Origin of the sequence: Bradyrhizobium sp. Mp27 (assembly GCF_029953005.1) — a bacterium.
Classification (GTDB): Bacteria; Pseudomonadota; Alphaproteobacteria; order Rhizobiales; family Xanthobacteraceae; genus Bradyrhizobium; species Bradyrhizobium barranii.
Genome location: NZ_JASAUS010000600.1, coordinates 1 through 616, shown reverse-complemented (window position 1 = coordinate 616; position 616 = coordinate 1). Strand labels below are relative to the sequence as shown.

Here is a 616-nt window from a genome sequence, read left to right as displayed (position 1 = left end):
ACGCCCTCCCGACGCAACGACAAAACCGTAAAGCCCCGCGTTCAGCATAACCCGGCAGGAATCCACTTAAATCCAGCGGGGCGCTGTCCAAACAACCGGGGCCAGCTCTCACCATGGCGTTTGGTCCATCACCGGGCGCTTGCTCGATGCGTTCCAGGCGAGCATCCTCGATTTGGCGGATCTGATCATTGATCAGCCGGCGGCGCTCCATGTCGCGACGCAGCTCAGCCAACATGTTGGGCAGTATTGGCTCTCAGTATTGGCTCTCCCTCAGGAGTGCGCAAATCTTCAAGGCGTCCGGCTGCCTTCTTTAGCTTGGGATTGAAGCCGCGGATGCCGAGCCGAATTAACGCTGCTTTCATTCGGTTGACGATCCGACTCCGCTCTCCAACGAGGCTCTCGTGCTCGCGGTTGGGCCGCTTGGCGTCTTCGTCCTTGATTGTCGGGATCGCCACCATCTTGCAGTGATCACGCTCGCCGCGCGAGCCAGCCGAGAAAAGAGCGTTTGAGCAAGCTGGTGTCGAGCCGATCGGTCTTGGCGCGCCGGTGCTCGCGCGATACCGCGACGCTCGATGCGTGAATGACGTGGACCTCAATATCATGTGCCCTGAGCCAG

1 pseudogene is annotated in these 616 nt (G+C 60.2%); it reads right to left on the bottom strand.

Annotated features, from left to right (window positions below):
- Window positions 1-235, bottom strand: a pseudogene (locus QJT78_RS51935) (hypothetical protein); the annotation flags it as partial.
- Window positions 236-616 lie beyond the last annotated feature (381 nt).